The 19,767-nt window shown below is 73.2% G+C and carries 21 protein-coding genes; 9 read left to right on the top strand and 12 right to left on the bottom strand.

Features of this window, described 5'->3' with window-relative positions:
* Positions 1–79: 79 nt before the first annotated feature.
* The 3 genes from ACIWVC_RS03590 to ACIWVC_RS03580 all read right to left on the bottom strand — a co-directional run bounded on the left by ACIWVC_RS03590 (position 80) and on the right by ACIWVC_RS03580 (position 2,504).
* On the bottom strand, positions 80–1,354 hold the full coding sequence (locus ACIWVC_RS03590; protein ID WP_396449079.1) for an MFS transporter: 1,275 nt from the start codon (positions 1,352–1,354) through the stop codon (positions 80–82).
* Positions 1,351–1,818, bottom strand: a complete 468-nt coding sequence (locus tag ACIWVC_RS03585; RefSeq protein WP_396449080.1) for a MarR family winged helix-turn-helix transcriptional regulator — start codon at positions 1,816–1,818, stop codon at positions 1,351–1,353. The genes ACIWVC_RS03590 and ACIWVC_RS03585 overlap by 4 nt, the downstream gene beginning before the upstream one ends.
* 125 nt (positions 1,819–1,943) lie before the next feature.
* Positions 1,944–2,504: a hypothetical protein gene (locus ACIWVC_RS03580; protein ID WP_396449081.1), complete on the bottom strand. Its 561-nt coding sequence runs from the start codon at positions 2,502–2,504 to the stop codon at positions 1,944–1,946.
* 74 nt (positions 2,505–2,578) lie between these two features.
* Between ACIWVC_RS03580 and ACIWVC_RS03575 the strand changes: the two genes are divergently transcribed.
* From ACIWVC_RS03575 to ACIWVC_RS03560, 4 genes are all read left to right on the top strand, one after another.
* Entirely contained in the window at positions 2,579–2,773 is a 195-nt protein-coding gene (locus tag ACIWVC_RS03575; protein ID WP_396449082.1) for a hypothetical protein, read from the top strand.
* 512 nt (positions 2,774–3,285) lie between these two features.
* Positions 3,286–4,308, top strand: a complete 1,023-nt coding sequence (locus tag ACIWVC_RS03570) for a phosphotransferase family protein (RefSeq protein WP_396449083.1) — start codon at positions 3,286–3,288, stop codon at positions 4,306–4,308.
* A gap of 325 nt (positions 4,309–4,633) precedes the next feature.
* The gene (locus ACIWVC_RS03565) at positions 4,634–5,086 is read left to right on the top strand and encodes a MaoC family dehydratase (protein WP_396449112.1); all 453 of its coding nucleotides are present in this window, start codon (positions 4,634–4,636) and stop codon (positions 5,084–5,086) included.
* A 105-nt stretch (positions 5,087–5,191) separates the two neighbouring features.
* Positions 5,192–6,838, top strand: coding sequence for a long-chain fatty acid--CoA ligase (locus tag ACIWVC_RS03560; RefSeq protein WP_396449084.1), 1,647 nt, complete (start codon positions 5,192–5,194; stop codon positions 6,836–6,838).
* A gap of 97 nt (positions 6,839–6,935) precedes the next feature.
* Here the strand turns inward: ACIWVC_RS03560 and ACIWVC_RS03555 are convergent, their stop codons facing one another.
* Positions 6,936–7,538 (bottom strand): TetR/AcrR family transcriptional regulator, encoded by a 603-nt coding sequence (locus tag ACIWVC_RS03555; protein WP_396449085.1) that lies wholly within the window; start codon positions 7,536–7,538, stop codon positions 6,936–6,938.
* Positions 7,539–7,766: 228 nt separating this feature from the next.
* Here ACIWVC_RS03555 and ACIWVC_RS03550 point away from each other — a divergent pair, with 228 nt between their 5' ends.
* From ACIWVC_RS03550 to ACIWVC_RS03530, 5 genes are read left to right on the top strand one after another with little or no spacing between them, the layout of a single operon-like run.
* Positions 7,767–8,546: an ABC transporter ATP-binding protein gene (locus ACIWVC_RS03550; RefSeq protein WP_396449086.1), complete on the top strand. Its 780-nt coding sequence runs from the start codon at positions 7,767–7,769 to the stop codon at positions 8,544–8,546.
* Positions 8,539–9,246, top strand: a complete 708-nt coding sequence (locus ACIWVC_RS03545) for an ABC transporter ATP-binding protein (RefSeq protein ID WP_396449087.1) — start codon at positions 8,539–8,541, stop codon at positions 9,244–9,246. Before ACIWVC_RS03550 ends, ACIWVC_RS03545 begins: the two co-directional genes overlap by 8 nt.
* On the top strand, positions 9,246–10,124 hold the full coding sequence (locus ACIWVC_RS03540) for a branched-chain amino acid ABC transporter permease (protein WP_396449088.1): 879 nt from the start codon (positions 9,246–9,248) through the stop codon (positions 10,122–10,124). The genes ACIWVC_RS03545 and ACIWVC_RS03540 overlap by 1 nt, the downstream gene beginning before the upstream one ends.
* Positions 10,125–10,128: 4 nt before the next feature.
* Complete coding sequence (locus ACIWVC_RS03535; protein ID WP_396449089.1) at positions 10,129–11,313, top strand: branched-chain amino acid ABC transporter permease; 1,185 nt, start codon at positions 10,129–10,131, stop codon at positions 11,311–11,313.
* Entirely contained in the window at positions 11,234–12,547 is a 1,314-nt protein-coding gene (locus ACIWVC_RS03530; RefSeq protein WP_396449090.1) for an ABC transporter substrate-binding protein, read from the top strand. The genes ACIWVC_RS03535 and ACIWVC_RS03530 overlap by 80 nt, the downstream gene beginning before the upstream one ends.
* Positions 12,548–12,613: 66 nt before the next feature.
* On the opposite strand, the gene ACIWVC_RS03525 is transcribed toward ACIWVC_RS03530, so the two are convergent.
* The 8 genes from ACIWVC_RS03525 to pfkB are packed head-to-tail and all read right to left on the bottom strand — an operon-like array spanning position 12,614 to position 19,416.
* Positions 12,614–13,375, bottom strand: a complete 762-nt coding sequence (locus ACIWVC_RS03525) for a DeoR/GlpR family DNA-binding transcription regulator (RefSeq protein WP_396449091.1) — start codon at positions 13,373–13,375, stop codon at positions 12,614–12,616.
* A gap of 21 nt (positions 13,376–13,396) precedes the next feature.
* Positions 13,397–15,082: a phosphoenolpyruvate--protein phosphotransferase gene (ptsP, locus tag ACIWVC_RS03520; RefSeq protein WP_396449092.1), complete on the bottom strand. Its 1,686-nt coding sequence runs from the start codon at positions 15,080–15,082 to the stop codon at positions 13,397–13,399.
* Positions 15,075–15,359, bottom strand: a complete 285-nt coding sequence (locus tag ACIWVC_RS03515; protein ID WP_396449093.1) for an HPr family phosphocarrier protein — start codon at positions 15,357–15,359, stop codon at positions 15,075–15,077. Before ACIWVC_RS03515 ends, ptsP begins: the two co-directional genes overlap by 8 nt.
* A gap of 24 nt (positions 15,360–15,383) precedes the next feature.
* On the bottom strand, positions 15,384–16,424 hold the full coding sequence (locus ACIWVC_RS03510) for a zinc-dependent dehydrogenase (RefSeq protein ID WP_396449094.1): 1,041 nt from the start codon (positions 16,422–16,424) through the stop codon (positions 15,384–15,386).
* Positions 16,421–16,924, bottom strand: a complete 504-nt coding sequence (locus tag ACIWVC_RS03505) for a PTS sugar transporter subunit IIA (protein ID WP_396449095.1) — start codon at positions 16,922–16,924, stop codon at positions 16,421–16,423. The genes ACIWVC_RS03510 and ACIWVC_RS03505 overlap by 4 nt, the downstream gene beginning before the upstream one ends.
* The gene (locus ACIWVC_RS03500; protein WP_396449096.1) at positions 16,908–17,225 is read right to left on the bottom strand and encodes a PTS lactose transporter subunit IIB; all 318 of its coding nucleotides are present in this window, start codon (positions 17,223–17,225) and stop codon (positions 16,908–16,910) included. Before ACIWVC_RS03500 ends, ACIWVC_RS03505 begins: the two co-directional genes overlap by 17 nt.
* A gap of 30 nt (positions 17,226–17,255) precedes the next feature.
* Positions 17,256–18,437 (bottom strand): mannitol-specific PTS transporter subunit IIC, encoded by a 1,182-nt coding sequence (gene mtlA, locus ACIWVC_RS03495; protein ID WP_396449097.1) that lies wholly within the window; start codon positions 18,435–18,437, stop codon positions 17,256–17,258.
* A 40-nt stretch (positions 18,438–18,477) separates the two neighbouring features.
* Positions 18,478–19,416, bottom strand: a complete 939-nt coding sequence (gene pfkB / locus ACIWVC_RS03490) for a 1-phosphofructokinase (RefSeq protein WP_396449098.1) — start codon at positions 19,414–19,416, stop codon at positions 18,478–18,480.
* Positions 19,417–19,767: the final 351 nt, after the last annotated feature.

Genomic DNA, 19,767 nt, shown 5'->3' with positions numbered 1-19,767 from the left:
CCGCGCCCCCGCGGCTACGCACCGGCGTGCGGAAAAGGCCGGTGTCTTTTTGTGGCGAGATGCGTAGTAAATGAATCTTCTACGATCCCGACCCGGAGCCAGCCTCCGCCGCCTCGGTGATCTCCGCGTCCGCCTCGCCCCGGGCCGCGTGCGCGTCGGTCTCGGCCTGCGCGCGCTCCGCGTTCGCGAGGTCGCGGTGCCCGGTGGCCAGGATCCCGATGCCGAGGACGACCACGCCCGCGCCGATGGCGAACGGGACGTGGATGTCGGTGTGCTCGACGAGCCGCCCCGCCGCGTAGGGGGCGAGGCCGCCGCCGATGAACCGGACGAACCCGTACGCGGCCGACGCGACCGGGCGCTCCACCGGCGAGACCGTCATGACGGCCTGCGTGGTCACCGTGTTGTTCACGCCGATGAAGATCCCCGCGACGACGACCGCGCCGACCAGCACCGTCCGCGAGTTCACGAAGACGGCGATGACCAGCACGTTCACCGCGAACAGCGCGAGGTTGCCGTACAGGGTGCGGGCCAGCCCGAACCGGCGCTGCAGCCAGGGCGCGCCGAACACCGCGAACACCGCGACGAGCAGCCCCCACCCGGTGAACACCAGGCCCAGCTTCATGGCGCTGAGCCCCATCGGGAACGGCGCGTACCCGAGGACGGTGAAAAAGCCCCAGTTGTAGCAGAGCGCCGTCAGGCTCATGACGAGCAGCCCGCGGTGCCGGAGCGCCTTGATCGGGTCGGCGATCGAGGTCCTGCGCGCCGGTCTCGGCTGCGGCTCGACCAGCACGGCGGTGGCCAGCAGCGCGATCGCCATCAGCGCGGCGACGCCGTAGAACGGGCCGCGCCAGCTGATGTCGCCGAGCACGCCGCCGAGCAGCGGCCCGACCGCGATGCCGAGCCCGAGCGCGGACTCGTAGGCGATGATCGCGCCGCCGAGCCCGCCGCTCGCCGACGACACGATCACGGCGAGGGAGGTGGCGATGAACAGCGCGTTGCCGAGGCCCCAGCCGGCCCGGAAGCCGATGATCCCGGAGATGCTGCCGGACGTCCCGGCGAGGGCGCTGAACACCACGATCAGCGTCAGGCCGGCGATCAGCGTGCGCTTCGCGCCGATGCGGCTCGACACGAAGCCCGTCACCAGCATCGCGACCGCCGTCACCACCAGGTAGCTGGTGAACAGCAGCGTGACCTGGCTGGGGGAGGCGTTCAGATCCTCCGATATCGCGGGCAGGATCGGGTCGACGAGGCCGATGCCCATGAACGAGATGACGCAGGCGAAGGCTACGGCCCACACGGCCTTCGGCTGGCGGAACAGGCTCTGCGCCGCCCTGTCGTCGGTGACTGGTCTCATCCGTGCTCTCTGCGTTTCGGGTCTCCGGGGACGCCGAGGGCGGCGCCGGCCAGCCGGTCGAGCGCCGGCAGCGCGGCCGCGATCGCCTCCCGGTCGGCGGCGGGCAGCCCGGCGAGCAGCCCGGCCAGCCGCTTCGCCTGCGCCGCGCGCCGCCGCGCCAGCTCGGCGCGTCCCGCTTCGGTGATGTGCACCGCGACGACCCGGCGGTCACCGGGCAGCGCGCGGCGTTCGGCCATCCCCTCCCGCTCCAGCCGCGACACCAGCTGGGTCATCGCGGGCTGGGTGACGCCCTCGAACACGGCGAGCTCGGTCACCCGGCGGGGGCCGAAGCGCTCCAGCGTGGCCAGCGTCGACACGGTCGTCATCGACAGGTCGCGGGGCTGGGACAGCGCGCGCATCAGCGAGTACAGGCGCCCGAGGCCCGCGGCGAGCTCCAGCTCGTCGGCAGGGGACGGCGAATCCACGCGTTCCGGTGTATCACAGACTTATATGTTTGACAAGCTAAGTACTTTCCCGGCGGGACGCGCCGAGCCCCCGGCAGGGGGGAGGGCCCGGCCGGGGGCTCGTGTTCCGCGATGGTCCGTGGAGGTCAGTCCCTGCCGAGCGCCGCCAGCTCCTTCTCGATCGCGCGCTGGTGCGCCTCGGCGTCCTCGCGGGCCCGCCTGGGGCTCCAGCGCCCCGTCATGACGAAGATGAACGGCAGGAAGACGATCTGGCCGCCCAGGCAGACGTACCACCACGTCCGCCACTGGCCCGGGCCCTCCTCCGACGCCTTCTCGACCTCGGCGCCGTGCTCCTTCAGCACCTGCAGGTGCGGCTGCGCCTTCTGCACGGTCGCGAGGCCGGGGAGGCCGACCTCCTGCGCGGCGCGGGCCTGCAGCTCGGGCGGTGCCTGGCCCTCCGGGTACTTGCCCAGCTCGGCGAACAGCTGCGGGTGCTGGTTCACGATGGCCAGCGCCGGCGCCGCCTCCTCGGAGGCGACCTGCACCTCGTGCCCGTGCTCCACGAGCGGCGTCACCGACGTCACCACCACCGGGACGAAGGCCGCCGACCCCGCCACGACGAGCCGCAGGATCCACCCCCAGACGGCGAGCCCCGTCGCGGTGGCCGCCGGGTTGTGCTTCTCGACGGTCTCGGTGAAGCCCGCCATCCACGGTGGCGCGGCCGAGCTGCGGCGAGAAGTCCCGGATCAGCGCCGGGGTCGCGACGAGGACGATGCCCTCGATGAAGCTGAGCAGCGTGAACAGCGCGAGGAAGACGTGCCTGTCCGGCGAGTGCGGCAGCACCAGCACCAGCAGGCCGGCGACCAGCAGGCCGTACACGACGAGGTTCGCGCGGCCCCAGCGGTCGGCGAGCCCGGCGAGCAGCGAGGCGAACGCGCCGACCGCGTTGCCGACCACCGACAGCAGGATGAAGTAGGCGAACGACATCGAGTAGTGCGTCATGATCGACGTCGCGACCGCGTACTGGATGTAGAGCAGGTAGTACAGGACGATCGTGGTGGCGACCACGATCGCCAGATAGCCGTAGCGGCGCCCCGTCTCCGGGTAGCGCGGAAGGTCGCGGCGCCACAGCCGGGCGGCGGCGCCCGGTGCGGCGGCGCCCTCGGCGGCGGTGCCGGTGGTCGAGGAAACGGACATGCGGGGACTCCTCCGGGCGGTGTTCTCCCCCGAGAACCGGTCCTGAGCGGAGCGGCGAAGTGCGTCTTCACCGCCGGCCGTCCGGACACGTTAGACCCGCGAAGCATCAATGGCAATAACTCCAGACCATTGAAACCGACCAGTCGGTATGGTCTTATCTACGTGCCGAGACCTGCCCGGGAGCGGTGCGGGCCGGGACTTCGCCATGCGCGTCCGCCGCGCGTCCATCCCGGCATACCGCGCCATACCGACCGGACGGTAACAAGGCTTTGGACGGCCTGAGGAGAGACAGTGCGGGCATTCGAGGAGAGCGGCGTCCCCGGGCTCCCGCTGGACCGGTTCGGGGAGTTCTTCGCCCGCGTCCGCCCGGACGCGGGCCGCCCCCTGCGCGCTCGGCTGGTCGACGGCGGGCGGTCCAACCTCACCTACGAGGTGACCGACGGGCGCTGCTCCTGGATCGTCCGGCGGCCGCCGCTCGGCCACGTGCTCGCGACCGCCCACGACATGGCGCGCGAGCACCGGGTGATGACCGCGCTGGCCGGCACCGCCGTCCCCGTGCCGGAGACCTACGCCCTGTGCGAGGACCCGGACGTGATCGGCGCGCCCTTCTACGTCATGCAGATGGTCGAGGGCACCCCGTACCGGAGCGCCGCCGAGCTGGCGCCGCTCGGCCCGGACCGCGTCGCGCGGATCGCCGACCGGATGATCGACACGCTGGTCGAGCTGCACGCCATCGACCCCGCCGCCGTCGGCCTCGACGGCTTCGGCCGCCCCGAGGGATTCCTCGCCCGCCAGGTGCGGCGCTGGAAGAAGCAGCTGGACGCGTCGCGCAGCCGCGACCTCCCGGTCGCCGACGAGCTGCACGCGCTGCTGGCGGCGAACCTGCCGGCCCGGTCGGCGGCCGCGATCGTGCACGGCGACTACCGGCTCGACAACCTCCTCGTCGACTCGCGGGACCGCATCGCCGCCGTGCTCGACTGGGAGATGGCGACGCTCGGCGACCCGCTGACGGACCTGGCGCTGCTGCTGGTCTACATGGGGCGCGGGACCCCGGTTCCCGGCGCGCGCGACGCCTCCGCCGCGCCCGGCTTCCCCGCGCCGGACGAGGTGGTGGCCCGCTACGCCGAGCGCAGCGGCCGGGACCTGTCCGCCATCGGCTTCTACGTCGCGCTGGCCTGCTTCAAGCTCGCCGTGATCTCCGAGGGCATCCACTACCGCTACATCCACGGCCAGACGGTGGGGGAGGGGTTCGACTCGGTCGGCGCGGCCGTCGAGCCGCTGCTGCGCGCGGGCCTCGCCGCCCTGTCCGGCTGACGCGCTGGTCCACGGAAACGCCCGCAACGCATCGCTGCTGGTAGACCACGGTACCGCCATCGTGTGTGACGCATCACGGGCTGTGCGCGCTGTACAGGGTGAAGCCGGATCTCGCAGCGGTGCCGGCGGGCGCGGAGGGGAGCCCGCGCGTCACACCCGCGCCGGCGACCAGCCGGCGGGCTGGACGGTTCCGCGGCGCCGGGGCGGACGCCGCGGAACCGTCCCGTCCGCCGGCCTTCCTCCGGGCATTGCATACCAACCAGTCGGTATGTTGTCATCGAGGCGCGCGCCCGCGCGGGCGGGCGCCCGGACGGAGGTCATCCCGATGCGGACGTTCAGCGGCGTCGACGACTACGAGAAGGCCGTCGGAACCCACCTCGGCCACAGCGACTGGCACACGATCACGCAGGAGCAGGTGGACCTGTTCGCGGACGCGACCGGCGACCACCAGTGGATCCACGTCGACCGGGAGCGCGCCGCCGCCGGCCCGTTCGGCGGGACGATCGCGCACGGCTACCTCACGCTCTCGCTCATCCCGATGCTCGTCTCCCGGATCTACCGGGTCGAGGGCCTGCGGATGGGCGTCAACTACGGCGCGAACAAGGTGCGGTTCCCCGCGCCGGTCCCGGTCGGCTCGCGGGTCCGCGCGGGCGCCGAACTGCTGTCGCTGGACCGCGGGCCCTCCGGCGCCCGCGCCGCCGTCCGCGTGACGATCGAGCGCGAGGGCGGCGACAAACCCGTCTGCGTCGCCGAAATCCTCTCCGTCCTCGTCGGCTGATTGACGGCGGCCGGACCAGGAAATTATGGTGAACCGACCGGTCGGTATGTGCGGTGTCCCCGTGCCGCGCCGGCCTTTTCCCTCGCGTGTTCTCGGAGAAATGCCATGATCCCCAGCACGATGCAGGACTTCCCGCTGTCGGTCGCCGCGATCCTGCGGCACGGCGCGCGCGTCTACGGCGGCAGCGAGTGCGTCACCTGGACGGGCGGCGGCGCCCCGCGGCGGGCGACGTTCGCCGAGATCGCCCGCAACGCCGAGCGGCTGGCGTCCGCGCTGGCCAGGCTGGGCGTCCGCCGCGGCGACCGGGTGGCGACCTTCTGCTGGAACAACCAGGAGCACCTGGAGGCGTACTTCGCGGTGCCGGCCATGGGCGCGGTGCTGCACACCTTGAACATCCGGCTGTTCCCCGAGCAGCTCTCGCACATCGTCAACCACGCCGACGACCAGATCGTCATCGTCGACGACAGCCTCGTCCCGCTGCTGGCGCGGGTCGTGAAGGAACTCCCCGCCGTGGAGGCGTACGTCGTGGTGGGCGACGGCGACGCGTCGGCCCTGGAGGCCAACGACAACGGCGCCCCGGTCCTCCGCTACCACGATCTCCTCAACGCGGAGGAGCCCGGCTACGAGTGGCCCGACGTGGACGAGCGATCCGCCGCCTCCATGTGCTACACCAGCGGCACCACGGGCGACCCCAAGGGCGTGGTGTACTCGCACCGCTCCACCTTCCTGCACGCGATGGCCGTGCAGTCGGCGTCGATGGTGGGCATCACCGAGGCCGACCGCGTCCTGACCATCGTCCCGATGTTCCACGTCAACGCCTGGGGCCTGCCCTACGGCGCGTTCCTGTCCGGCGCGACGCTGCACATGCCGGGCCCGTTCATGCAGCCGGAGCACCTGACCGCGTTCATCGCCCAGGAGAGGAGCACGCTGGCCTCCGCCGTCCCCACCATCTGGAACGGCATCCTGGCCTACGGCGAGCAGCACGAGATCGACCTGTCGTCCCTGCGCTCCGGCACGTCCGGCGGCGCCGCCGCGCCCCGCTCCCTCCTGGAGCGGTTCGAGCAGCGCTACGGCCTGCGCATCATCCAGGGCTGGGGCATGACCGAGACCAGCCCTCTCGGCGGCATGGCCTTCCCGCCGCCCGGAGTGGAGCCGGGCACCGAGGAGGACATGGAGTGGCGGCTGAAGTCCGGCCGCGTCGCCGCGGGCGTGGAGATGCGCATCGTGGACGACTCCGGCGCCGAGCTCCCGTGGGACGGCGAGTCCGTCGGCGAGATCGAGGTCCGCGGCCCCTGGATCACCGGCTCCTACCACCGCGACCCGGCGCCGGAGAAGTTCGACGGCGGGTGGCTCCGCACCGGCGACATCGGCACCATCGACGGGCGCGGCTTCTTCCAGATCACCGACCGCGCGAAGGACGTCATCAAGTCCGGCGGCGAGTGGATCTCCTCCGTCGAACTGGAGAACCACCTGATGGCCCATCCCGCCGTGGCCGAGGCCGCCGTCATCGGCATCCCGGACCCGCGCTGGGACGAGCGCCCCCTCGCCTGCGTCGTCCTGCGCCCCGGCGCCACCGCGACCGCCGAGGAACTGGCCGCCTTCCTGGACGGCAAGGTCGCCCGCTGGCAGGTGCCCGAGTACTGGACCTTCATGGACGAGATCCCCAAGACGACCGTGGGCAAGTTCGACAAGAAGCCCCTGCGCGCCCACCACAAGAACGCGGCCTTGAAGATCGAGCACATAGCCCGCTGACACCGTGGTCGGCCGGCGCCGGCCGCCGGCCGACCACACCGATCCCCGCCCTCTTAGAGGTGACCCGCTCCCGCCCCTAGGACCAGATCCGGGCCACTCAGCTCTTCAAGCCGTTCAGGAACAGGTCTACGTAGTGTTCGCTGATCGCTTCGGTTTTCAGGGTGCCGCCGGGGCGGTACCAGACGCCGATCTGGTGGACGGTGCCGAAGAAGAAGTGGACGGCGATGTCGGCGGGGGTGGAGGTGCGGAAGGTGCCTTCGCGCTGGCCTTCTTCGACGAGGGCGCGGAAGCGCTCGTGGTAGCGGCGGCGTTCGGCCCGGACGGCTTCGCGGCGGTCGCGGGGCAGGAGGTGGGTGGAGCGGAAGAAGACGGTGAAGTCGTCGAGGTAGAGGAACGAGGTGTTGAGGACGTCGACGGCGGCGGCGCGGAGGCGCTCTTCGGCGGTGCCGGGGCCGTCGGCGATCTGCTCCAGGCGCGACATCTGCAGGCCGAGGAGCCGGTGGTAGATCTCGTACAGGAGGTCGTCCTTGGAGCCGAAGTAGTGGTACATGGCTCCTTTGGTGACGCCGGCGGCGTTCACGATCTCCTGGACCGAGGTGTTCTCGAAGCCCTTCTCGGCGAACATGCGGGTCGCCACGGCCAGCAGCCGGTCGGGCAGCGGCAGGTTTGCGGGCAGCCGGCCCACGGGCGCCTGCGTCATGACTCCACCTCCGTTCCGGGATTGCCCCCGGGGTCTCGCGCCGTCCCGGCCACGGCCGCCCGCAGATCGCCGACAGCCTACCGGCGACGCCGGGTGCTGCGCGGGGACCTGCGCATCGGCTGTTGACCGGGAGCGCCCGATGATTCTATCTTCGTGGAATCCGACCAGTCGGTATGTGCATTTCGGCCTCGGGGGATTCACGCTGTTTCATCGGCGAGGTGAGGCGTTATGTCCGGCTCCTCCAAGAATCTGGAACTACGAGACGTGACCGTCCGCTTCGCCGGGCTGGTCGCACTGGACGGCGTGTCGCTCGCCGCCCCGCAAGGCCGGGTCACCGGCGTGATCGGCCCGAACGGCGCCGGCAAGACCACGCTGTTCAACGTCGTGTGCGGATTCGTCCGGCCGGAGTCCGGCGAGGTCCGGTGGCGGGGGAGAGTACTTGGCCGACATCGGCCGCACGATCTGACCCGGCTCGGCATCGCCCGCACCCTGCAGGGGCTCGGGCTCTTCCCCGGCCTCACCGTGCTGGAGAACGTCATGGTCGGGGCCGACCGGCGGGCCAGGGCCGGGTTCTGGTCCGGGCTGCTCGCGCTGCCGCGCGCCGACCGGGACGAGGCCGCGCTGCGGGAGCGGGCGATGGCGCGGCTGGCGGAGCTGGGCGTCGCGGGTGAGGCGCAGCGGCTGCCCGGCCAGCTGCCCTACGGGGTGCAGAAGCGGGTGGCGCTCGCGCGGGCGCTGGTCGCCGAGCCCGAGCTGCTGCTGCTGGACGAGCCGGCCGCGGGGCTGTCGGCGGGGGAGATGGACGAGCTCGCCGAGCTGATCCGCGGGCTGCGCGGCGGCCCGGCGGTCGTGCTGGTCGAGCACCACATGGACCTCGTGATGAACGTCTGCGACCGGGTCGTCGTGCTGGACTTCGGCAGGGTCATCGCCGAGGGCGCGCCGGCGGACGTCCGCGACGACCCGGCCGTCCTCGACGCCTACCTGGGCGAGGAGGTCGCCGGTGCTTGAGGTGAAGGACCTCACGGTCCACTACGGGGCCGTCCGGGCGCTCGCCGGCGTCGAGCTCTCGGTGGACGAGGGGTCCCTGACCGCGGTGCTCGGAGCCAACGGGGCCGGGAAGACCACGCTGATGCGCGCGGTCTCCGGGCTGCTGCGGCCCCGGGCGGGGCGCGTCGAGCTGGACGGGAGGGACATCACCCGGCTGCCGGTCGAGGACATCGTCCGGCTGGGCGTCGCGCACGTCCCGCAGAGCGGCGGCGTCATCACCGAGCTGACCGTGGAGGACAACCTGCGGCTCGGCGGGCTGTGGCGGCGCGACCGGGCCGCGCTCGCGCGGCGGGTCGCCGAGATGTACGAGCTGTTCCCGGCGCTCGCGGAACGCCGGGCGAAGACCGCCGCGACGCTGTCCGGCGGGGAGCGGCAGATGCTCGCGCTGGCCCGCGCGCTCACCGGCGGGCCGCGGCTGCTGCTGGTGGACGAGCCGTCCCTCGGCCTCGCGCCGCGCGTGGTCGCCCAGCTGATGGCCGTGCTGCGGCGGCTGTGCGACGAGGACGGCCGCACCGTCCTGCTCGTCGAGCAGAACGCCCGCAGCGCGCTGTCCGTCGCCGACCGCGCGGTCGTGCTCGACCTCGGCGCGGTCGTGGCGGCGGAGAACGCCGCGACCCTCGCCGCCGACGACCGCCTCCGCCACGCATACCTGGGGTTCTGATGGTGCGCTTCATCAATCTCACGCTCGCCGGCATCACGTCTGGCATGGTCTTCGCGGCGGTGGCGCTCGCGCTGGTGCTGATCTGGCGGGCCACCCGGATCGTGAACTTCGCGCAGGGCGGCATGCTGATGTTCACGACGTTCCTGGCCTGGAGCGTCATCGACGGCGGCGGCTCCTACTGGCTCGCGCTGGGCGTCGCGCTGGCCTCCGGCCTCGTGCTCGGTGCCGTCCTCGAACGGGTCGTGGTCCGGCCGGTCGAGAACAAGCCGCCGCTGAACGCCGTGATCGTCACGCTGGGGCTGTACGTGCTGCTGCAGGCGGCGGCGGGCATGATCTGGGGCGACACGCCGCACTCCTACCCGCCCGCGTTCACGATCAGGGGGCTGGCGGTCGCCGGGACGCGGCTGCTGCTGTCGCCGTTCGACCTGTTCGTCATCGGCGCGGTCGCCGCGGTCATGGTGCTGCTGACGCTGCTGTTCGTCCGCACCGACCTCGGGCTGCGGCTGCGCGCGTCGGCGTTCGCCCCGGAGATCGCCCGGCTGCAGGGCGTCCGCGTCGGCCGGATGCTGACGCTCGGGTGGGCGCTCGCCGCCCTCGTCGGGTCGCTCGCCGGGGTGCTGATCGCGCCGTCGGTGTTCGTGGGGCCCGCCCAGTTCGACGCGATGCTCGTGTTCGGGTTCACCGCGGCGGTGATCGGCGGGCTGGACAGCCCGGCCGGCGCCGTCACCGGCGGGCTGCTGCTCGGCTGCGCGCTCAGCTACGTGTCCGGCTACGTCAGCACGGACCTGGTCACGTTCGGGGCGCTCGCCGCGCTCATCACCGTCCTGATGATCAGACCCAACGGCCTGTTCGCGGCGACCACGGGACGGAGGGTGTGACGCGGTGGACACCGTCCTGAACGCCCTGCGCCGGTCCACGCTGGCGCGGCACTCCGCCGGGGCCCTCGCGGCGATCGCCGCGCTGTACTTCCTGACGACCGCCGTCGGCCCCTACCGGGACCTGCAGATCGCGCAGGTCGCCTACCTCACCTGCGCCGTCGCGGGCCTCACCGTGCTGACCGGGCTCGGCGGGCAGATCTCCCTCGGGCACGGCGCCTTCATGGCGGTCGGCGCCTACACCGCCGCGCTCGTGATCGGGCACTGGGGCTGGCCGCTCGCCGCCGTCCTCGCGGCCGCGGCCGGCGTCACCGCCGTCACGGGAGTGCTGGTCGGCGCGGTCGCCGCCCGGCTGCACGGCCCCTACCTGGCCGGCGCCACCCTCGCGTTCGCGGTCGGGCTGCCCGGCCTCGCCAACTACGAGCCGCTCACCGACCTGCTCGGCGGGCAGAACGGGCTGACGCTCGTCCCGCCGATCCCGCCCGAGGCGCTCGGCGAGACGTTCCCGCTGGAGCGCTGGCAGGCGTGGATCTCCTGCCTCGGCGCGGTCATCACGCTGTTCCTGCTCGCCAACCTGACCCGCGGCCGGTTCGGCCGGACGCTGCGGGCCAGCCGCGACGACGAGATCGCCGCCGCGCTCAGCGGGGTCCGCGTCGCCCGGCTGCGGATCGCCGCGACCGTCGTGTCGGCGGCCTGCGCCGGCCTCGGCGGCGGGCTGCTCGCCGTGGTCGCGACGCTCGCCGCGCCGGGCGCGTTCCCGCTCACGCTGTCCCTGCAGCTGATCGCCGCGATCATCATCGGCGGCCTCGGCAGCCTCACCGGCGCCGTGTGGGGAGCGCTGATCCTGGTGTACGCGCCGACGTGGGCGTCCGACCTGTCGTCCTCGTCCGGCCTGTCGCACAACATCGCGTCGAACCTGCCCCTCGCCATCTACGGCCTCGTCCTCATCGTCGTGACGCTGGCCTTCCCGCGCGGTCTCCAGGGCGGACTGCGCGACCTCGGCGGCGCCGTGCGGCGCCGCGTGCGCACGAGGCGCGACCGGGCTCCCGGGCCGCGCGACCCCGCATCGACAGCCATTTCGGGGCCCACCACCACGCACCCAGGAGGAGCAGATGAAGCGATTGCGGACCAGGGCGATCGCCCTGATGACCGCGGCGACGCTGGCGGTCGCGGCGAGCGGCTGCGGAGGTGACGGCGGGGACGGCGGCTCGTCGAGCACGCCCGGCGTGACCGCCACCACCGTCACCATCGGCAGCCACCAGCCGCTGACCGGTCCGGCCGCGCCCGGCTACAGCGCCAACTCCGCGGCGTCCAAGGCGTTCTTCGACTACGTGAACGCCAACGGCGGCATCCACGGGCGGAAGATCGTCTACAAGTACGTGGACGACGCCTACAACCCGACCCAGACCGTCAGCGTCGTGCAGAAGCTCGTCCTCCAGGACAAGGTCTTCGCGATCTTCAACGGGCTGGGCACCCCGACGCACTCCAAGGTCGTCGACTACCTCAACGCGCAGCGGGTCCCCGACCTGTTCGTCGCGTCCGGCTGCGGCTGCTGGGACGAGCCGGAGAAGCACCCGCAGACGTTCGGCTGGCAGGTCGACTACATCCGCGAGGGCAAGATCCTCGGCGACTACATCAAGAAGAACTTCGCCGGCAAGAAGGTCGCCTACTTCTACCAGAACGACGACTTCGGGCAGGACGGGGTGAAGGGCCTCGACAAGTACGTCCCGAAGGACGACGTGGTGTCGCGGCAGTCGTACCAGCCGGGCAGCACCGACATCGGCGCGCAGGCGCAGGCGATCGCCCAGTCCAAGGCGGACGTCGTGGTGCTGTTCAGCATCCCCACCTACACCGCGCTGTTCCGGCTCGCCGCGCTGAAGCTGAACTACAAGCCGACGTTCGTCGTCAGCAACGTCGGGTCCGACCCGATCACCCTCACCGGGCTGCTGGAGAGCTTCGCCAAGCAGGGCGGCAGCGAGGTCAAGGGCAGCCCGCTCATCCAGGGCATGATCACCGACGGCTACCTCGCGCCGCCCGGCGACGAGTCCAACAGCTGGACGCAGCTGTTCAAGAAGGTCCACGACCAGTACATCCCGAAGCTGCCGTTCAACGGCAACATCGTCTACGGCATGTCGGTCGCCTACACCTTCGTCCAGGCGCTGGAGGCGGCGGGGAAGAACCCGACCCGCAAGAGCCTCGTCGAGGCGCTGGAGAAGTCGCACTTCACCGGTCCGGGCGTCGTCCCGTTCGCCTACAGCAAGGAGTCCCATGCCGGGTACACCGGCGCGGTGATCGGCAAGATCGACGGCGAGAACGTCGTGCCCGAGGGGCAGCCGATGACCACCGACGACGGTGACGGGCCGATCCAGCCCTACACGACACCGCAACCGCAGGCGCCCGCCAACGGCATCCCCTCGGCCGGCTGACGGGCACCGCCGCCGTCCCGCGCGCCCGCCCCACCGGCGCGGGGCGGCGGCGCCTCCCGCCGCCGGTCAGGCGCGGACGATCTCCGGGCCGGCGGCGGCGAGGTCCGCGGCGAGGTCGGTGTCCAGCCCGGTGTCGGTGATCAGCACGTCGATGTCGGACAGGTCGCCGAACCGCACCAGGTGGTCGTGCCCGATCTTGGTGCGGTCGGCGAGCAGCACCCGCCGCCGCGACGAGGCGATCATCGCTCGCTTCACCGCCGCCTCCGCCTGGTCGGACGTGGTCAGCCCGCGCTCGACCGAGCATCCGTTGGTCGCCATGAACGCCACGTCCACCCACAGGTCGGCCAGCGGCCGCAGCACCCAGTCGTCGACCGTGGCGAGCGTCCGGCCGCGCACCCGGCCGCCCAGGATGATCACGGTCAGGTTGGGGCGGGTGGCGAGCACCGACGCGTGCGGCGGCGAGTTCACGATCACGGTCAGCTCGCGGTCGGTGGGCAGCAGCTGGACGAACCTGGCCGTGGTCGTGCCCGCGTCCACGATGATCGACCCGTCGGCGGGCAGCTCCTCCAGCGCGGCCTTGGCGATGCGCTGCTTCTCCTCGGTCATCACCGCGTCCCGCGCCGCCAGCTCCGGCTCGAACCCGAGCCGCTCGACCGGCATCGCGCCGCCGTGCACCCGCCGCACCGTCCCGGCCCGCTCCAGGACGGTCAGGTCCCTGCGGATCGTCTCGGTCGTGACCGAGAACTCCTCGGCCAGCGCGACCACGTCCACCCGGCCCTTCGAGCGCGCCAGCGCAAGGATCGCCTGCTGTCGTTCCTCGGCGTACATGAGCGTCCCACCCGTCCCGCGTCAGCTCCGTCCGCGTTCATTGTGGCGGGTCCGGGCGATCTCCCGCGCCTCGGCCGGGCCGTCGGCGGCGAGGACGCGCTCGGCCAGGTCGGCGCACTCGGCGAAGGTGAACCGCAGCAGGGCGGCGCGGACGGCCGGCAGCGCGCGCGGCGACATCGACAGCCGGGTCACCCCGAGCCCCGCCAGCACCGGCGCCAGCAGCGGGTCGGCGGCGGCCTCCCCGCACACCCCGACCGACTTGCCGGCCGCGCCGCCCGCCTCCGCGCACCGGGCGATCAGGTCGAGCACCGCGGGCTGCCACGGGTCGAGCAGCTCCGGGAACCCGCTGTGCTGCCGGTCCGCGGCGAGCGCGTACTGGCTGAGGTCGTTCGTGCCGATGCTGAGGAACTGCGCCTCGCGCAGGATCCGCGCGGCCCGCAGCGCCGCGGACGGGACCTCGATCATCACCCCGGCGGCGGGCAGCCCGTGCGCGCGGGCGCGCGCCACGAACCCGTCCGCCTCCTCGGGGGTCGCCACCATCGGGGCCATCACCGCGACCCGCGCGGGCGTGCCCGCGGCGGCGCGGGCGATGGCCGCGAGCTGCGTCTCCAGGACGTCCGGGCGCTCCCGCGCGACGCGCAGGCCGCGCACGCCGAGCGCCGGGTTCGGCTCGTCCGGCAGGCGCAGGAACGGCAGCGGCTTGTCGGCGCCCGCGTCCAGCGTCCGGACGACGACCGTCCGGTCGCCGGCCGCCGCGAACGCCTTCGCGTAGGCCGCGGCCTGCTCGTCCAGGCCGGGTTCCTCGTACCGGCCGAGGAAGAGGAACTCGGTGCGGAACAGCCCGACGCCCGCGACGCCGGTCAGGTCGACGCCGTCCAGGTCGGCGGCGGAGCCGATGTTGACCATCAGGTCGACGCCGCGCCCGTCGGCGGTGCGGCCCGGGGCCGCGGGCGCGGACTCCTCGGCCGCCCGCCGCGCCGCGGCCGCGTTGACCTCCGCGGCCTCGGCCTCGGTGACGGGCGTCCGGACGGCGCCGCCGGTGCCGTCCACCGCGGCCAGGCCGCCGGAGGCCGCCGCGTCCAGGATCCCCCTGCAGCCCACGACGGCGGGCAGCCCGAGCGACCGGGCGAGGATCGCGGTGTGCCCGGTCGGCCCGCCGCGCTCGGTGACCAGCGCGAGGACGGCGGCCGTGTCGAGCGCGGCGGTGTCGGCGGGCGACAGGTCGTCCGCGACGAGGACGAACGGGCGGCCGGGGGAGGGCACGCCCGGCATCGGCCGGCCGAGCGCGGCGGCGACGGCGCGGCCGGACAGGTCGGCCAGGTCGGCGACCCGCTCGGCGAACCGGCCGCCCGCCGCCAGCAGCAGCCGCGCCTGCTCGTCGAACGCGCCGTGCAGCGCGTGCGCCGCGTCCGCGCCCTGCTCGACGCGGCCGCGGACGCCGGCGGCCAGCATCGGGTCGCCGGCGATCGCCGCCTGGGCCTGCAGGATGTCGCGGGCCTCGGGCGTCGGCGCGGCCAGCGCGCGCTCCTCCAGTTCGGCCTCGACCGCCTCCAGCGCCCGCAGCGCCAGGCGCGCCTCCTCCGCGGCGTCGGCGACGGGACGCGGCGGCGGAAGCTCGGGCGGCGGCGCCATCACCTCCACCGGGCCCGCCGCCGCCCCGGGGCTGACGCCGAGGCCCCGGAGCTCGGCGGCGGCCGGTTCACGCATGGTCGGGCTCCTCGGCGTCCAGGTCGCGGGAGAGCAGGTCGGCCAGCTCGTCCAGGACCTCGGCGGCGCCGTCCCCGTCGGCGGACAGCGTCACCTCCGTCCCCTGCGCGGCGCCGAGCGACAGGACGCCGAGGATGCTGCTCGCCGGGACGGGGGCGCGGTCCCCGACCCGGATGGACACCGGGACGGGCTGCTGCGCGGCGATGTGCACGAAGATCTTCGCGGGGCGGGCGTGCAGGCCCTGTGCGGAGCCGATGACGACGCTGCGTTCGGGCACGGCTGCCTCCTTCGGGGACGGGGGTCAGGGTTCGATCGTGACCTTGATGGCCGCGCCGCGGGTGACGAGGTCCAGGGCGTCGTGCAGGGCGTCGAGCGGGAGCCGGTGGGTGATGAGGTCCTCGACCGGGACCTGCCCGGAGCCGATGAGCTCCAGGGCGCGCGCGTTGTGCGCGGGGCTCGACCCGTTCGCGCCGACCAGCGACAGCTCCCGGTAGTGGACCCGGTTGGCGTCGACGGAGATCACCGGGTCGTCCTTCGGCAGGCCGCCGAACAGGCTGACCCGGCCGCCCGGCGCCATCAGCCGCTGCGCCTGCTCCTGCGCGGCGCCCGACGCGGCGGCGGTGATCGCGACGTCGGCGCCGCGCCCGCCGGTGCGGGCGAGGACCTCCTCGACGGCGTCGGTGACGCCGCCGTCGATCGCGGCGTCCGGCTTGACGAGCGCGGCGGCCTGGTGCAGCCGCTCGGCGTTGACCTCCACGAGGAACACCCGGGCGGCGCCGCGCGCCCGCGCGACCCGCACGTGCAGGCAGCCGACCGGGCCGGAGCCGAACACCACGACGTCGTCGCCCTCGCCGACCCGCGCCAGCTCCTGGCCGTTGAGGACGCAGGCGAGCGGCTCGGCCACCGACGCCTCGGCGAACGACACGCCGTCGGGGATGCGGTTCACCCCGTCCACCGCGAGGACCTTCGCCGGGACGATCATGTACTCGGCGAACGCGCCGTCGTAGTGGTACCCCATCGACTCCTGCGCGGTGCAGACCGTCATCCGGCCGCGGGCGCACTCCGAGCACGTCCCGTCCGGGATCGCGGCGATGACCTGGACGCGGTCGCCGCCCGCCCAGCCCTCGACGCCGTCGCCGGCCGCGACGACCTCGCCGGCGATCTCGTGCCCCATCACCCGCGGCGGGACGATGTGGTGGTGCCCGAAGCGGGAGATCTTGACGTCCGTCCCGCAGGTGGAGCAGTTCCGGACGCGGATCTTCAGCTCTCCGGGGCCGGGCTCGGGCTCCGGCGCGTCCTCCAGCCGGATGTCGCCGGGTGCATAGAAACGGGCGACCTTCATACGGTGTGTCCTTGTTCTGTCGGCTGCTTGGTATCTGTCGGTGCTTCCTGCGCCCGCGGGGCGAGCAGCGCGAGGACCTGCTCGGGCTCGGCGGCCTCGCGCAGCGCGCGGGCCCGGTCCGGGTCCATGAGGATCTCGGCGAGCTCGGCGAGGATCTCCATGTGCCCGCCGCCGCGCGCGGCGATCGCGATGCACACCGTGACCTCGTTGCCGTTCCAGTCCGCCCCGTCGGGGAACCGGACGACGGCGAGGGCGTCCCGGTGGATGAGGTCGCGGCCCTCGTTGGTGCCGTGCGGGATCGCCACGCCCTCGCCGAGGTAGGTGGAGATGGAGCGCTCCCGCTCCAGCATCGCGTCGATGTAGCCGGGCTCGACGGCGCCGATGTCCACCAGGACCTGCCCGCACAGCCTGACGGCGTGGTCGCGGCCGGTGGCGCGCGCGTCCAGCCGGATCGCCTCCCGGCTGAGCAGGCCGGCGGCCCGGTCAGACACCGACCTCACCGCCGTCCTTGATCGCCTTGACCAGGCGGTCGACGGCGGGGTCGCCGATGTAGACCTCGAAGGCGATCACCGGGATGTCGCCGGCGCCGCGCCGGGCCCGCTCGGCGAGCCCGGTGTGGGTGACGACCACGTCGGCGTCGCCGGGGATCGAGTCGACGGGCGTGTGCTCGACCGCCACGTCGTTCTTCTTCAGCTTCTTGCGCAGCTGGCCGGCGAGCATGACGCTGCTGCCCATGCCCGCGTCGCAGGCGATGACGACCTTGCGGATGTCCTTGCCGTTCATCGTGGATGTGCCTTCCATCGGACGGGTTGGTGGGTGACGAGCCGCGGCTCAGGAGGCGGCCGCCTCCTCCTTCGCGGTGCCGCCGGCCGCCTTCTTCGCGGCCGCCTTGTTCTCGGCCGTCCTGCTCTTGGCCTCCTCCAGCTCGTCCTCGGCGGCGGACTCCTCGTCCTTGGCCTCGGCGAGCCTGCCGAACCCGAGCAGCGCCGCGCCGACGCCGAAGGACACGGCCGCGGAGGCGAACAGGCCGGTGTAGACGCCGATCCAGTTTCCGACGCCGCGCGGCGTCTGGGCGAGGTAGGCGAAGATGCTGCCGGGGGACGGGGTGGCCACCAGCCCGACGCCGGTCGCGACGAAGATCGCCACGCCGGTCATGCCGCCGGCGATCGCGGCCAGGATCATCCGCGGCTTCATCAGGATGTACGGGAAGTAGATCTCGTGGATGCCGCCGAAGAAGTGGATGATGGTGGCCGCCGGGACGCTCGGGCGCAGCCGCCGCGGGCCGAAGAACCAGTAGGCGAGCAGGACGCCGAGGCCGGGCCCGGGGTTGGACTCCAGCATGAACAGCACCGACTTGCCGTGCTCGGCGGCCTGCTGCACGCCGAGCGGGCCGAGTACGCCGTGGTTGACGGCGTTGTTCAGGAAGAGCACCTTCGCGGGCTCGATCAGCAGCGAGGTGAGCGGCAGCACGTCGTGGTCGACGAGCCAGCTCACCCCGTCCCCGGCCCAGTCGGAGAAGGTGTTCATGATCGGGCCGATCACCGCATGGCCGGCGACCGCCATGGCGCCGCCGATGATGCCGGCGGAGAAGTTGTCCACCAGCATCTCGAACCCGGTCCGGACGCGCTCCTGGACGAGGCCGTCGAACAGCTTGATCAGGTACGCGGCGAGCGGACCCATGATCATCGCGCCGAGGAACATCGGCACGTCCGCGCCGACGACGATGCCGACGGTGGCGACGGCGCCGACCACCGCGCCGCGCTGGCCGTGCACCATCCGGCCGCCGGTGTAGCCGATCAGCAGCGGCAGCAGGAACTTGATCATCGGGTCGACCAGCTCGGCCAGGTCCTTGTTGGGCAGCCAGCCGGTCGGGATGAACAGCGCGGTGATGAGGCCCCAGGCGATGAAAGCGCCGATGTTGGGCATCACCATCCCGGCCATCTTGCCGCCGATGCGCTGGACGGTCGCCCGGAGCCCGCTCCCTGTGGGCTCCGGGGTGTACGTGGTGGCCATCTCGGGCCTCCTGTCGATCGGGGGTGGGTACTGGGGTTCGTCAGGTGAGGAGGGGCCGGGTGAGGTCCGGCCGGGGGTGGATCCGTACGATGTCGCGCCGGACGTCGGCCGCGCCCGGCATCCGGCTCGCCGGCATCCGCACGGCCGCGGCGCCCCAGGCGAGCGCCTCGGTGAGCGCGCGGGCCCCGCGGGCGCCGGCGGCGAGGAACCCGGCGAGCAGGGCGTCGCCCGCGCCGACCGTGCTGCGCGGGACGGCGACCGGGGCCTCGCCGGTGAGGACGCCGTCGTCGTCGACGAGCACCGCGCCCTCGGCGCCGAGGCTGACCAGGACGGCGCGGGCCCCCCGCGCCCGCAGCTCCCCGGCGGCCTCCACGACGTCGGCGACGGTGTCCACCGGCCCGCCGACGGCCTCGGCGAGCTCCTCGCGGTTCGGCTTGATCAGGTCGGGGCCGGCGGCGACGGCGGCGCGCAGCGCCGGGCCGCTGGAGTCGACCGCGACGCGGATGCCGTCCGGCGCGAACCGGCGGCACAGCGCGGCGTAGGTGTCGTCCGGGACGCCGGGCGGCAGGCTCCCGCAGCCGACCACCCAGCTCGCCCCGGCGGCCTCGGCCGCCACGACCGCGCCGATCTCGTCCAGCTCCGCGGCGGACAGCGGCCCGCCCGGCTCGTTGAGCTTGGTGTCGACGCCGCCCGGCTCGACGATCGTCACGTTGGACCGGGTGCGTCCCGCGACGCGGACGGCGCGCACCCGCATGGCCTCGGCGGTCAGCAGCCGGTGCAGCTGGTCGCCGTCGGCGCCGCCCACCGCGACCACGGCGGTGGACTCGACCCCGTTGGCGAGCAGTGCCCGGGACACGTTGACCCCCTTGCCGCCCGGGTCCAGCCGCGCCGACCGGGCGCGGATCACCGCGCCGCGGGTCAGCACGTCCACCTCGATCGTGCGGTCGAGGCTCGGGTTGAGCGTCACCGTCACGATCATGCGCGCGCCGTTCCCCGGTGCATGTGGCTTCCCTTCCGTTTGATTTTGTTTCCCTTTTATTTATGCCCGTTTGTCGCCGTCGTCAAGACCTGCCGCCGAGTTTTCGCAGGAGAGAACCGCATCGGCTCCTTCCGAAGCCGATGCGGCCATGTGGGAATCCCTCGCCGCCGCCTGTCGCTCTTATGAGGGTTCACCCGTCGGTGGACGCCGGCCCGGCCTCCGCTCCGCGTCCTCGCGGCGGCGCGGGAGGCGGCGCGGTGCCGGAAGGCCCGGGCGGGCGGTAGGGATGGGGGAAGTCGAGTGCACGTTCATGGTCGTCTCGTCCGAAGGTGGGGAGGATGATCGGGAGGG

This window comes from Actinomadura sp., from assembly GCF_044508335.1.
Taxonomy (GTDB): domain Bacteria; phylum Actinomycetota; class Actinomycetes; order Streptosporangiales; family Streptosporangiaceae; genus Spirillospora.
This window is presented reverse-complemented; position numbering and strand designations above follow the sequence as displayed.